The organism is Streptomyces vastus (assembly GCF_039532825.1).
GTDB classification, from domain to species: domain Bacteria; phylum Actinomycetota; class Actinomycetes; order Streptomycetales; family Streptomycetaceae; genus Streptomyces; species Streptomyces vastus.
In genome coordinates this window covers 101,300-114,287 of sequence record NZ_BAAASJ010000104.1, presented here as the reverse complement: position 1 = coordinate 114,287, position 12,988 = coordinate 101,300, and the positions used below count along the sequence as shown (strand labels likewise).

Below are 12,988 nucleotides of genomic sequence, written 5' to 3'. Positions count from 1 at the left end.
CCGCATACAGTGCGATAGGTGAGCATCTTTCTGAACACGTTCAGAAAGGCCGTGGGGAGGGGATCGCGCTATGCGCAAGGGGGCAAAGGCCGCCATCGTGGGCGGCGTGTTCGCGGTGATGGTCGGTGGTGCCGGATACGGCGCGTTCAACATCGTGTCGGCGATCACCGGGGACAGCTCGGCGGGGGGCGAGACCGTGAAGACCGGTCCGCCGTCGAGTGACGAGGTCAAGGAGACCAGCGAGGAGTTCTTCGCGGCCTGGGAGAAGGGCCAGGCGGCCAAGGCCGCCGGGCACACGAACAACGCGGGCGTGGCCCAGCCGCTGCTCGCCGGCTACCGCACCGAGGCGCATCTGACCGGCGTCGAGATCACGCCGGGTACACCGTCGGGCCAGACGGTGCCGTTCTCGGTCTCGGCCACGGTGTCGTACGAGGGGAAGAGCAAGCCCCTTTCGTACAAGAGCGAACTGACCGTCGTACGCGGGGACACCACCGGACGGGCACTGGTCGACTGGAAGCCGACCGTCCTGCACCCCGATCTGGACGAGGGCGACACCCTGGTCACGGGCGAGGCCGCCAGCCCTCCGATCGAGGCGGTGGACCGCAACGACACCGTGCTGACCAAGGAGAAGTACCCCTCGCTCGGGCCGATCCTGGACCAGCTGCGGGAGAAGTACGGCGACACCGCGGGCGGCACCCCGGGCGTCGAGCTGGCGGTCCGGAGCGCGGATGAGAACGCGGGCGACAAGACGCTTCTCACGCTCGCGGAGGGCAAGCCGGGCAAGCTGCGCACCACGCTCAGCGCGGGCGTGCAGGCCGCTGCGGAGAAGGCGGTCAAGCAGTACTCGGAGTCGTCGGTGGTCGCGGTGAAGCCGAGCACCGGCGAGGTGCTGGCGGTCGCCAACCACCGGACCGACGAGTTCAACGCGGCGTTCCTGGGCAAGCTCGCGCCGGGCTCCACCATGAAGATCCTCTCCGCGGCGACACTGATCGACAACGGCGTCACGAACGCGACCGGACCCGCGCCCTGCCCGGCGGAAGCGACCTGGCAGAGCCAGACCTTCAAGAACATCGAGGGCATGAAGCCCAACGAGAACGCGACCCTCTCGGAGAGCTTCGCGCTCTCCTGCAACACGGCGTTCGTGAAGTACGCGGACGAGGTGAAGGCCGACTCGCTCACGAAGGAGGCCCAGGAGCGCTTCGGTCTCGGCAGGGACAACTGGAAGACCGGCATCGCGTCCTTCGACGGCTCCGTCCCGGCCTCCGGCGGCCCCGACACGGCGGCCAACATGCTCGGCCAGGGCCAGGTCCAGATGAGCCCCCTCAACATGGCCTCCGTCACCGCGACCGCGATGACGGGCACCTTCCGGCAGCCGGTGATCGTGCCGCAGAGCCTCGACGACCGTGAACTGGCCACCGCGCAGGGGCTGGACGCCGGTACGGTCGCGCAACTGCGCCAGATGATGAACCGCACCGCGCTCAGCGGCACCGCGGCCAAGGCGATGGCCGGGCTCGGCGGCAGCGTCGGCGCGAAGACCGGTTCGGCGGAGGTCGACGGCCAGAAGACGTCCAACAGCTGGTTCACCGGCTACCGCGACGACATCGCGGCGGCGGCCATGACACAGGAGGGCGGCCGGGGCGGCGACGCGGCGGGCCCGATTGTCGCAGCCGTGCTACGAGCGTCCTCCTGAGGTCCCCTCTGTCACACCGGGACCCTAGGCTGTTGGCTCTCGTTCTCTAAGTGGAACGTGAGAGTACTGAGGCAAAAGCGGAGGAACGGGAGCCGTGGGGAACAGGGGACGCGCCAACGAGCGCGGCAGGACGAAGCCCGCCGTCATCGGCGGGATGATCGCCGTGGTCGTCGGTGGGGCGGGGTTCGGCGTCTACACCGTGTACGGCGGTGGGGCGGCGGCCGACGACAGCGCGTCGAAGGCCGCCGAACGCAAGGCGGCCGTGAAGACCGGCCCACTGTCGGCAGCCGAGGTCAAGTCGGCGGCCACGACCTTCCTCACGGCCTGGCAGAGCGGTGACGTCACGAAGGCCGCCGCCACCACGAACGACACGGCGGCGGCCCGCACGCTGCTCACCGGGTACGGCAAAGAGGCGCGCATCACGGACGTGACGCTCACGCCCGGCACCAGATCCGGCGCCAAGATGCCGTTCTCCGTCAAGGGCACGGTCTCCTACAAGGGCCAGACCACGGCCCTCGCATACGACTCCCAGCTCACGGTCGTCCGCCGGGCCGAGGACGGAAAGCCGCTGGTCGACTGGCACGCCTCCGTCGTCCACCCGGATCTGGAGGACGGCGACCGGCTGGTCACCGGAGAGGCCGGGACACCGCCGGTCAAGGCGCTCGACCGGGACGGCGGGGAGCTGACCGCGGCCAAGTACCCGTCCCTGGGGACAGTCCTTGACGGCCTGCGCGAGAAGTACGGCAAGAAGGCCGGCGGCAAGGCGGGCATCGAGCTGCGGGTGATCCGCAAGGGCTCCTCGGAAGATTCCGCCAAGGCGACCGAGAACGACGAGGGAACCCCCGACAAGACGCTGCTGGAACTGAGCAAGGGAACGCCCGGCACAGTTCGTACAACCCTCGATCCGAGCCTCCAGGCGACGGCCGAGGAGCAGGTGGCCAAGAAGCCCAAGGCGTCGTTGGTCACGACCAAGGCGTCGACGGGCGAGATCCTGGCCGTCGCGAACTCCGGCCACGGCTTCAACACCGCCTTCCAGGGCTCCCTTGCGCCCGGTTCCACGATGAAGATCATCTCGGCGTCGCTGCTCCTCGACAAGGGGCTCGCGTCGATGGACAAGCAGCACCCGTGCCCCAAGTTCTCCACGTACGGCGGCTGGAAGTTCCAGAACGACGACAAGTTCGAGATCAAGGGCGGCACGTTCAAGGCGAGCTTCGCGCGGTCCTGCAACACGGCCTTCATCAGCCAGGCAGAGAAGCTGAGCGACGACGATCTGACGAAGCAGGCCCAGGAGGTCTTCGGGCTCGGCAGGAACGACTGGTCGATCGGAGTGTCCAGCTTCGACGGCGCGGTGCCGGTGCAGTCGGACGCCCAGATGGCGGCCTCGCTGATCGGCCAGGGCGCGGTCCGGATGAACCCGCTGAACATGGCGTCGGTCGTCGCGACGGCGAAGACGGGCACCTTCCGCCAGCCCTACCTGGTGTCTCCGGACGTCGACGACCGTACGTTGGCGAAGGCGCCCCGTTCGCTGTCCTCCTCCACGCGGGCCCAGCTGCAGGAGCTGCTGCAGTACACGGCGGCGGCGGGAACGGCGGCCGAGGCGATGGCCGGCCTCGGCCCCGACTCCGGCGCGAAGACCGGCTCGGCGGAGGTCGACGGCCAGAAGAAGCCCAACGGCTGGTTCACGGCATGGAAGGGCGACCTGGCGGCCGCGGGTGTCGTGCAGCAGGGCGGGCACGGCGGCGAAGCCGCGGGGCCGCTTGTCGCGGCGATGCTTAAGGCAGGAAGCTGAGAGCTCCCCTCCTGGAGACGCAGTTCGACCTGCGGGCCCGTCGTGGCTGGTCGCGCAGTTCCCCGCGCCCCTAATAGGGAAGGCCTGCGGCCTCCTTTAGGGGCGCGGGACCCCACCGGGCTTCGGCCAGTCCGCTCAGCTCCTGTGAGCCACCGGCGCCCCCGCCATATACGTACGCCGCAAGAAGCGGATCAAGGCCTTCACATCGAACTGCACCACCGCCACCCCCTCCGGCGAGTGGAACTCCACCACGGTCTGGACGCGGCCGCACGGCCATATGCGTATGTCACCGGACGCGGTCGGAGTGCGCAGCCCCCGTTCGAGGAGGTCGCGGGCGACAACCCACTCGTGCTGCCCGGGAAGGGTGACGTGCACCTCGGGCAGCTCGGCCTCGGGGTCGTAGCGGAGGGCTACCGGGACGGCGGGCGTCTCCTGTGCCGAGTCCGTGACGATGTGGGCGCGCGCGTACTGCTCGACGGCGGACATCGGTCGCTCCTTCGCCGGGGGTCCAGAAGACCCTGTGAAAACCCTTTGTGTGGATTTCTATCCAATGTCGCATACTTTCCGGATTGCGCTCCCGAGCTATTGATGGACATCTCGCTCTTGCAAGCCGTTCGCAACAAGGCACTATCATCAAACGGTTAGCCAGCCGGCCGGACCCCGGAAGCGGAGCCCATCCATGCACGTGCCCGACGGATTCATCAACGCCCCCGTCTCCCTGGCCACCGGAGTCGTCGCCGCCGGAGCCGTCGCCGTGAGCCTGCGCGGCGCCCGGCGCGAACTCGATGAGCGGACCGCCCCGCTCGCGGGCCTCGTCGCCGCGTTCATCTTCGCCGTGCAGATGCTGAACTTCCCGGTCGCCGCAGGCACCAGCGGCCACCTCCTCGGCGGCGCGCTGGCCGCGATACTCGTGGGCCCCTACACAGGGGTCCTCTGCGTCTCGGTCGTCCTCCTCATGCAGGGCATCCTCTTCGCGGACGGAGGCCTCACCGCGCTCGGCGTGAACATCACGATCATGGCGGTGGTCACGACGGTCGTGGCGTACGCCGTATTCCGCGGCCTCGTAAAACTCCTGCCCAAGAAGCGCCGCTCCATTACCGTCTCCGCGTTCGTCGCCGCCGTGCTCTCCGTGCCGGCCGCCGCCGCGGCCTTCACGCTCGTCTACGCGATCGGCGGCACCACGGACGTACCCATCGGGCAGGTCCTGACCGCGATGGTCGGCGTCCACGTCCTCATCGGCATCGGCGAGGCCGCGATCACCACGCTCACGGTCGGCGCCGTCATCGCCGTACGACCGGACCTCGTGTACGGCGCCCGCGGACTGACCGCCCCGCTGAAGCTCCGCGTGAACGGCGAACTGGTCGACGCCCCGGCCGCCGAACCCGCCCCGGTCGCCGCCCGCTCCCCCCGCAAGGTCCTGCTCGCCGGCCTCGCCGCCTCCCTCGTCCTCGCCGGATTCGTCAGCTTCTACGCCTCCGCCAGCCCCGACGGCCTGGAGAAGGTCGCCGCCGACAAGGGCATCGACGCCAAGGCCGAGGACCACGCCGCCGCCGACTCCCCACTGGCCGACTACGGCATCGAGGGCATCACCGACTCCCGTGTCTCCGGCGGCCTCGCGGGCGTGATCGGCGTGGGCGTCACGGTGGTCGCGGGCACGGGCGTCTCCTGGGCCGTACGCAAGCGCCGTACGTCCGAGACCTCGCCCTCGCAGGTCGAGGAAACCGTCTGACATGGGCGCGGGCCACGCGCACAAGCTCTACCGGCACGGGCACTCGCCCGTGCACGCCCTGCCGCCGCACACCAAGCTCGCGGCCGTCTTCGCCTTCGTACTCGTCGTCGTCTCGACGCCGCGCGAGGCGATGTGGGCCTTCGCGCTCTACGCCGCGCTGCTCGCGACCGTCGCGTACGCGGCCCGCGTACCGCCCGGCTTCCTGCTGAAGCGGCTCCTGATCGAGGTGCCGTTCGTGGCCTTCGCGGTGCTGATGCCGTTCGTGGCGCAGGGCGAGCGCGTGGACGTCCTCGGGCTGTCCCTGAGCGTGAACGGCCTGTGGGGCGCCTGGAACGTACTCGCCAAGGGCACCCTCGGCGTGGCCGCCTCCGTACTGCTCGCCTCGACCACCGAACTGCGCGAACTCCTCCTGGGGCTGCAGCGGTTGAAACTGCCCCCGCTTCTCGTCCAGATCGCCTCCTTCATGATCCGCTACGGCGACGTCATCGCGGACGAGATGCGGCGCATGCGCATCGCCCGCGAGTCGCGCGGCTTCGAGGCCCGGGGCGTACGGTCCTGGGGCGTCCTCGCCAAGTCGGCGGGCGCGCTGTTCATCCGGTCGTACGAGCGCGGGGAGCGGGTGCATCTCGCCATGGTGAGCCGGGGTTACGCCGGTTCCATGCCGGTCATCGACGAAGTGACCGCGTCCCGGGCGCAGTGGTCTTACGCCCTTGCCCTGCCCTTCGCCGCCCTCCTCGTCTGCGTGTTGGGATGGACTCTGTGACTGCTTCTCTGGAGGTCTCGGGCCTCGCCTTCGCCTATCCCGACGGGCATCAGGCCCTGTTCGGCGTCGACTTCACCATCGCGCGCGGTGAACGGGTGGCGCTACTCGGGCCGAACGGCGCCGGGAAGACCACGCTCGTGCTGCACCTCAACGGCATCCTGACCGGCGGCACCGGCACCGTGACGGTCGCCGGCCTGCCCGTCGGCAAGAAGCACATGGCCGAGATCCGGCGGAAGGTCGGCATCGTCTTCCAGGACCCGGACGACCAGCTGTTCATGCCGACCGTGCGTGAGGACGTGGCCTTCGGACCCGCGGCGGCCGGGCTGAAGGGCCCGGAGCTGGAGGCGCGGGTGCGTACGGCGCTGGAGCGGGTCGGCATGGAGGCCTTCGCGGACCGCCCCCCGCACCACCTCTCCTTCGGCCAGCGGCGCCGGGTGGCGGTCGCGACCGTCCTCGCGATGGAGCCGGAGATCCTCGTACTCGACGAGCCGTCGTCCAACCTCGACCCCGCCTCTCGGCGCGAACTCGCCGACATCCTGCGGTCGTTGGACGTCACCGTCCTCATGGTCACCCACGACCTGCCGTACGCCCTCGAGCTGTGCCCCCGCTCCATGATCCTCAGCGAGGGCGTGATCGCCGCGGACGGGAAGACGGGTGAACTGCTCTCCGACGAGGAGCTGATGCGGGAGCACCGCCTGGAGTTGCCCTTCGGCTTCGATCCGCACTCCGTGACAATGGGCGCGTGACGAACGACGAGGGCTCGCTCTTCCTGGACGACCAGCTGTGCTTCGCGCTGTATTCCGCCCACCGCGCGGTGACGGCCGCGTACCGCCCACTCCTCGACGAGCTCGGCCTGACCTACCCCCAGTACCTCGTTCTCCTGGTCCTGTGGGAGCGCGGCGAGACGCCGGTCAAGGAGCTGGCAGCAGCCCTGCGGCTCGACTACGGCACCGTGTCCCCGCTCCTGAAGCGGCTGGAGGCAGCGGGCCTGGTCCGGCGTGAGCGGTCGGCGCGGGACGAGCGGTCGGTGCTCGTCGCGGTCACGGGACGCGGGGAGGAGCTGCGGGAGCGCGCGGAGTGCGTACCGGGCGCACTGCTCATGGCGACAGGGCTCGGCGGGCCGGAGGTCGCGCGGTTGCGCGATGAGTTGCGGCGGTTGGCGGAAAAGGCGGAGGCCGCGGCGGACCGTACCCGCTGATCTCGCGTTACCCACGGTTGCTACCCCCTGGTAACAATGGCCCGGCTACCGCCAAGTACCTTGTGCACGATGTACTTGTGCGCCCACGCGGCGGAGCCGCACATTGATACAGCTTCCGGGGGAGGCCAACCATGACTGACGGCACCGCTGTCGTCGACACCCGCCCAACGAAGATCATGTACGTCGCCGAGGCCACCGCGCACGGCGGTCGCGAGGGCTACGTCACCAGCCAGGACGGCCAGATCGAGCTGAAGGTCGCGTTGCCGCCCGCGCTCGGCGGGGACGGCAACGGCACGAATCCGGAGCAGCTGTTCGCGGCCGGGTTCAGCGCCTGCTTCCACAACGCGCTGGTCCTCGTCGGCCGCCGGGCCGGCTTCGACCTCACCGGCTCCACGGTCGCCGCGAAGGTCGGCATCGGCCCGAACAAGCAGCGGGGCTACGGACTCGCGGTCGCCCTCAGCGTCTCGCTGCCCGTCCTCGACGCGGGCATCGCGTCGAAGCTGGTGGACGCGGCGCACGAGGTCTGCCCGTACTCGAACGCGACGCGGGGCAACATCGAGGTCACGATCCTGCTGGGTTAGGAATCGCGGGCGGCGGGCGGGTGTTGCCCCCACGGTCGGCTGTTTCTGGACGGGAGTGCGGGCGTGGACGTGAACGGCACGGTGGCGGAGGGCTTCGAGCCGGTCAGGGATGCGTTCGTACGCAACTTCACGGCGCTCGGGGAGCGGGGCGCGGCGGTGGTCGTGTACCGGGACGGGTGCAAGGTCGTCGACCTGTGGGGCGGGCTGCGGGACGTTGGGGATTCCCCGGCCCCCTGGGAGCGCGGGACCGCCCAGATCGTGCGCTCGGCGACGAAGGGGGTCGCCGCGGCCGTACCCCTCCTCCTGCACCAGCGCGGGCAATTGGACCTGGACGCGCCGGTGGCGGAGTACTGGCCCGAGTTCAAGGCGGCGGGCAAGGAACGGGTGCTGGTGCGGCACGTGCTGTCGCACCGGGCCGGAGTGCCGGTGCTGGACGAGCCGTTGACTCCGGCTCAGGCGCTGGATCCGCTGCGGGGCGCCGAGGCCGTGGCGCGGCAGGCCCCGGTGTGGGAGCCGGGTACCGGCCACGGGTATCACGCGCTGACGTACGGCTGGCTGACCGATGAGCTGGTGCGGCGGGTGACGGGCCGGGGAATCGGGGAGTGGACCGCCGACGAGATCGCCGCCCCGCTGGGCCTGGACCTTTGGATCGGGCTGCCGGAAGGGGAGGCGGGCCGCGTGGGCCGGGTCGGCCGGCTCGAGACACCTGCGCATGCCGGAGGTCTGCGTACGCGCCCCAAGCGCACGGTCTCCGAGGCATACGAGGACCCCTCCTCCCTCACCCGGCGGGCCTTCGCCGCGATCACCCCGTTCCCCGACCAGAACGACCCGGCGTACCGCGCGGCCGCGCTCCCCGCTACGAACGGCATCGCGACGGCGGACGGACTGGCCCGCTTCTACGCCTCGCTGATCGGCGAAGTGGACGGCGTACCGGCCCTGTTCACGCCGTCGACACTGGCAGCGGCCCGCACGGAGGAATCCGCGGGGCCCGACCGAATCCTGGTGATCAACACCCACTTCGGCTTCGGCTACATGCTCCACAGCTCGGCCTCCCCCTTCCTGTCCCCCGGCTCCTTCGGCCACCCGGGCCGAGGCGGCGCCCTCGGCTTCGCCGACCCCGAGTCGGGCATCGCGCTCGGCTATGTGACGAACGGCTTCCGTAAGACGGTTACGGCGGATCCGCGGGCGCAGGCGTTGGTGCGGGCGGTCAGGACGGCGCAGTCGTCGTAGCCGACCGGGCGGCATTCGTCGTGGCCGACCGGGCCGGGATCGTCGTGGCCGACCGGGCCAGACTCCCTGCGCGGTCCACCGGGCTCAACCCGCGTGCAGCATCAGCCCGATGCCCACGACCACGGCGAAGCCGCTGGGCCGCTCGTGGCTGCGATGCTCAAGGCGGGGAGCTAGGCGCTCCGCTGGACGCGGTGTACCTGGCCCGGCACGGCTGGCGGGTGGCGGCCGTCGACCTGGTCGACCGCGCGGTCCGGCAGGCCCGGAAGAAGGCCGACGCGGCGGGGGTGGACGTCACGGTGCTGTGCGGGGACGCCACCCGGCTCGACGAGGTGGGCGTGCCCGGCCCGTACGACCTGTTCTTCGACCTGAGCTGCTACTGCGGCATTCCGCCGCACCGCCGCGACGCCTACGCCGCCGGGCTCACGACGCGCGCCGCCCCGGGAGCGCAGCTGTTGATGTTCGGGTACGGCCCCGAAGCGTTCGACGACCCGATCTCCTGCGTTACCGCGGACGAACTCCGCGCCAGGTTCGCCGGGTGGCAGCTGACCGACGTGACGCCCGGCACGAATCCGGTCCCGACCTTCTGGTTCACGCTGCACCGCGCCGCCGTCGCGGCGTGAGGGTCGTCGTGGACACCGATCTGGACACTCTCCTCATCGCACTGTACGTGGAGTTGACGGACCGGATCCTGCCCGCACGGCAGAGGTGACGGACGCCGAGCTGGTCTGCCTGGCCGTCGCCCAGGGCCCGGATGGGGCAGCTGCACTGGAGAACCTGGGATGGGGTCAGCTTCGCTTCCTGCGCAAGGCGACGGGGCGTGAGCCGATCACCAGGGAGGAAGCATTGGACGTCAGCCGCCTGGGCATCCGATGGCTCACGCTGGGTTGAGAACGTCGTCAACTGACCCGACGAAGCGGCAGATCTCAACACGCTCTCATGGCGCGCGACGAGACCGGGGCGTACGGGAGTGCCTCATACAGCCCCCTGGTCAGCGAAGTTATTTCCGCATGAGCAAAGCTTGACTGACATCGTTCTCGGGGCCGAGCGGCGCTGGGCGCCGGCCGGGTCGCCCGCCATGATCCCGTAGTCGAGCCGGCGGGCCGAGTCCGCCACCAGCCGGCGGCAGCGGGCATGCGCACCCGGTCTTCACCGCCACCGGCGCCCACCCGCTGTGGCAGGTTCCCGACTCGGCAGCCGTCCGGGCCCGCGAACCGGCACGGGTGCGGATGGCAGGCACTCGTCACCCGTTCAGTCTCGGTGTGTTGCCCATGGCCCGGGCGGCCGGTCGGATGGCATTGCGCTCGCCTGTGACGGTGCCCGCTGCGCGTCATCATCCAGAAGGGTTTGCACATGTCAGGATTGACGAGGAGTTGGCTGCGCCGCGGTGTCGTGTGCGCCGCAGGGGCCGTGCTCGTCTCCAGTGTGGTGACTGGCACCGTCGCGGCAGAGCCCTCTCGCGGAGGGCCTCCTGTCGGCGGTCCGGGGTCGGCCCTGGACTGGCAGCCCTGCACGGGCGACGCGCAGCAAGGGTTCGATTGCGCCACGACGCAAGTGCCGCTGGATTACTCCGGCTTCCGTGCCGGACGCCCCACCCTCGAACTTGCGGTGATCAGGGCCCGCGCGACCGGTCCGGGTCGTCGTATCGGTTCGTTGTTCTTCAACCCCGGCGGGCCCGGAGGTGCGGGAACGGTGGGGCTTCCGGCACAGTACGAGAAGTTCCCCGAGGAACTGCGGCAGCGGTTCGACATCGTGAGCTGGGATCCTCGCGGTATTGGTGAAAGCACCGCGGTGCGGTGCTTCACCGACACCGAAGAAGCGGAGAACTGGATCGCGGACGTTCCTCCCTTCCCCGTCGGCAGACAGCAGCGCAAGGAGTTCATCGCCGCCTACGCCGACCTCGGCCGTCGCTGCGAGCAACGGGTGCCGGAACTGCTGCGCCACGTCTCGACAGCCGACACCGCGCGTGATCTCGACTGGCTGCGGCGGGCGGTCGGCGAAAAGCAACTGCGCTACTGGGGCGTCTCGTACGGCACCTTCCTGGGCGCCACCTACGCGAACCTGTTCCCGTCCAAGGTCGGACGCCTGGTGCTGGACGGCAACGTCGGCCCCCGGGCCTGGGCCAACAACGGTTCCCGGCAGGAACCGAGGCTCAGCACGTTCCTGCGCCTGGAGTCGGATCTCGGCTCGGCCGCAACTCTGGGGCAGTTCCTGGATCTGTGCGGGCGCGCCTCGGCGAGCCGCTGCGCCTTCTCCGCCGACAGCCCGGCGAAGACCCGTGCCAAGTTCGACGAACTGATGCGGCGTCTGGCACAACGGCCCCAGGGAGCATGGACCTACGCGAAGACCGTCAGCGAGGTTCGCGGCGGCCTCTACACGGTCCACCCGGGATGGACCGACACCGCCGACACGCTGCAGGCGCTCTGGGAGGGCCGCACCCCCGAGGAGCCGGAGGCGCCTCCCGGCCACCCGTCGTACCCCGGTTTCGAGCAACCGCTCGCCGTGCTCTGCGCGGAGAGCCCCAACCCGCGTGATCCGCAACGGTACGCCGAGCTCGACAGGTTCAGCGCGAAGCGTGCAGGGGACCTCGGGCACTGGTGGGCATGGGCCAACGAGCCCTGCTCGACCTGGCCGGCCACGGCAGCCGACAAGTACCTCGGACCGTGGAACAGGCCCACCGCGCATCCGATCCTCGTGGTCAATCCCACCTACGACCCCGCCACGCCCTATCAGGACGGCGAGGCAATGGCCAGGGAACTGGCTGACGCACGACTGCTCACGCTGAAGGGGTACGGCCACACCGCACTGGACAATCCCAGCAGCTGTGTCGGCCGCCATGCGGTCCGCTACTTCCTCGGCGGCGCTCTCCCGCCCGCCGGCGCCACATGCGAACAGGACACCCCACCCTTCGCGGCGACGGCAGCGGCTCACACAGGCCGTTGACGCAGCCGCCGAACAGCACGTCGTTGCCAGGGACGGCTGTAACGGGGCTGGACTACCCGATCGGCGGCCTGCCGGGCGAACTCACCGAGGCGGGCCGGGCGGTGTTCGGCATCGGTCACGTCCACGGACGTGATGTACGACGGGATGCCAGGGCCGTCGCCGGTGGGGGTAGTTTGAGGGTGACGCGGGTGGCGTGGGTGGACGGCATGACCTCAGCCAGCCCCCGGCCCAGCGAAGTTATTACCGCATGAGCAGGGCTTGACTGACCAGACGGCCTGCGGTGGTTCGCGGTGATCTTGTGTCGAGGGTGCCCTGAACTGGTGGACGGCCACCCGCCGGCCGGAGCGGGGCCGGGGTTCAGGCAGAGTCCCGACCTGGGCTTTGTCGTGTCACAGTCGTGTGACCACTCAGCCCCCCAGCACCTCGCCTGTGCATGATGTCCCCCGGACGTACAACATCCAGGGGGGAATCATGCGTATCCGTACCACCACCGCAGCCGTCACCGCCGTACTCGCCGTCAGCCTTGTCGGCTGTAGCAGCGACAACGGCACCGACAGCGAGGCCGACACCGCCCCGAGCAGCGCACCGGCGGCTCCGAACACCGAACTTGCGGCTCCGAACACCGCGGACAGCAGTGACACCTCCGAGGCCGACAAGGTCGCCCTCCCCGAGCCCACCGGCGACAAGAGAACCGCCGTCATCGCGGCCATGAAGGACGTCAATCCCAAGCTCGTCCAAGACGAGGACAAGGCCATCGAAAAGGCGCGCTACCAGTGTGTGAACCTCGATGGCGGTGTCTCGGACACGGTCAACAGCGCAAGGGAACTGTTCTCCTACGACGGCGTCATGCTGACCGAGGACGACGCACGTCACCTCAACATCGGGCTGCGCAACACACTCTGTCCCGAAGCCTGATCAGCCACCGCCTCCGGCCCGGCCGCATCCGTATGCGGCCGGGCCTCGCCGTATCCGACGTGTGCATCGTCCGGGGCCCCGGCACGCACCCAGGGCCCCGGCGGTTCTCCCATTGCGGTTCCGCTGCGCGTTGCCCTCACTGCTGGCCCTGGC

Annotated in this window: 13 protein-coding genes; 12 read left to right on the top strand and 1 reads right to left on the bottom strand. The window is 70.0% G+C overall.

Going from position 1 to position 12,988, the window contains the following annotated elements; genetic code table 11:
- Positions 1-70: 70 nt before the first annotated feature.
- Together ABD357_RS33510 and ABD357_RS33505 are read left to right on the top strand one after the other, a co-directional pair.
- On the top strand, positions 71-1,690 hold the full coding sequence (locus ABD357_RS33510; protein ID WP_344394922.1) for a penicillin-binding transpeptidase domain-containing protein: 1,620 nt from the start codon (positions 71-73) through the stop codon (positions 1,688-1,690).
- 94 nt (positions 1,691-1,784) lie between these two features.
- Positions 1,785-3,479, top strand: coding sequence for a penicillin-binding transpeptidase domain-containing protein (locus ABD357_RS33505; protein WP_344394920.1), 1,695 nt, complete (start codon positions 1,785-1,787; stop codon positions 3,477-3,479).
- Positions 3,480-3,614: 135 nt separating this feature from the next.
- Here ABD357_RS33505 and ABD357_RS33500 read toward each other — a convergent pair whose 3' ends face one another.
- Entirely contained in the window at positions 3,615-3,965 is a 351-nt protein-coding gene (locus ABD357_RS33500; RefSeq protein WP_344394918.1) for an SsgA family sporulation/cell division regulator, read from the bottom strand.
- Between the two features lie 193 nt (positions 3,966-4,158).
- On the opposite strand from ABD357_RS33500, the gene ABD357_RS33495 reads away from it, so the two are divergent.
- From ABD357_RS33495 to ABD357_RS33450, 10 genes are all read left to right on the top strand, one after another.
- Positions 4,159-5,208, top strand: a complete 1,050-nt coding sequence (locus tag ABD357_RS33495; RefSeq protein ID WP_344394916.1) for an energy-coupling factor ABC transporter permease — start codon at positions 4,159-4,161, stop codon at positions 5,206-5,208.
- A 1-nt stretch (position 5,209) separates the two neighbouring features.
- Positions 5,210-5,971 (top strand): cobalt ECF transporter T component CbiQ, encoded by a 762-nt coding sequence (gene cbiQ / locus ABD357_RS33490; RefSeq protein ID WP_344394915.1) that lies wholly within the window; start codon positions 5,210-5,212, stop codon positions 5,969-5,971.
- Positions 5,959-6,717: an energy-coupling factor ABC transporter ATP-binding protein gene (locus ABD357_RS33485; RefSeq protein WP_344394913.1), complete on the top strand. Its 759-nt coding sequence runs from the start codon at positions 5,959-5,961 to the stop codon at positions 6,715-6,717. The genes cbiQ and ABD357_RS33485 overlap by 13 nt, the downstream gene beginning before the upstream one ends.
- Positions 6,714-7,169 (top strand): MarR family winged helix-turn-helix transcriptional regulator, encoded by a 456-nt coding sequence (locus tag ABD357_RS33480; RefSeq protein WP_344394911.1) that lies wholly within the window; start codon positions 6,714-6,716, stop codon positions 7,167-7,169. Before ABD357_RS33485 ends, ABD357_RS33480 begins: the two co-directional genes overlap by 4 nt.
- Positions 7,170-7,300: 131 nt before the next feature.
- The gene (locus ABD357_RS33475) at positions 7,301-7,750 is read left to right on the top strand and encodes an organic hydroperoxide resistance protein (RefSeq protein WP_344394909.1); all 450 of its coding nucleotides are present in this window, start codon (positions 7,301-7,303) and stop codon (positions 7,748-7,750) included.
- 63 nt (positions 7,751-7,813) lie between these two features.
- On the top strand, positions 7,814-8,980 hold the full coding sequence (locus ABD357_RS33470) for a serine hydrolase domain-containing protein (RefSeq protein WP_344394907.1): 1,167 nt from the start codon (positions 7,814-7,816) through the stop codon (positions 8,978-8,980).
- 20 nt (positions 8,981-9,000) lie between these two features.
- Positions 9,001-9,600: an SAM-dependent methyltransferase gene (locus tag ABD357_RS33465; protein WP_344394905.1), complete on the top strand. Its 600-nt coding sequence runs from the start codon at positions 9,001-9,003 to the stop codon at positions 9,598-9,600.
- An 85-nt stretch (positions 9,601-9,685) separates the two neighbouring features.
- Positions 9,686-9,868 carry a hypothetical protein gene (locus ABD357_RS33460; RefSeq protein ID WP_344394903.1) on the top strand — a complete coding sequence of 61 codons (183 nt, stop codon included), beginning with the start codon at positions 9,686-9,688 and terminating at the stop codon, positions 9,866-9,868.
- A gap of 462 nt (positions 9,869-10,330) precedes the next feature.
- On the top strand, positions 10,331-11,920 hold the full coding sequence (locus tag ABD357_RS33455) for an alpha/beta hydrolase (protein ID WP_344394901.1): 1,590 nt from the start codon (positions 10,331-10,333) through the stop codon (positions 11,918-11,920).
- Between the two features lie 471 nt (positions 11,921-12,391).
- Positions 12,392-12,835, top strand: coding sequence for a hypothetical protein (locus ABD357_RS33450; RefSeq protein ID WP_344394899.1), 444 nt, complete (start codon positions 12,392-12,394; stop codon positions 12,833-12,835).
- Positions 12,836-12,988: the final 153 nt, after the last annotated feature.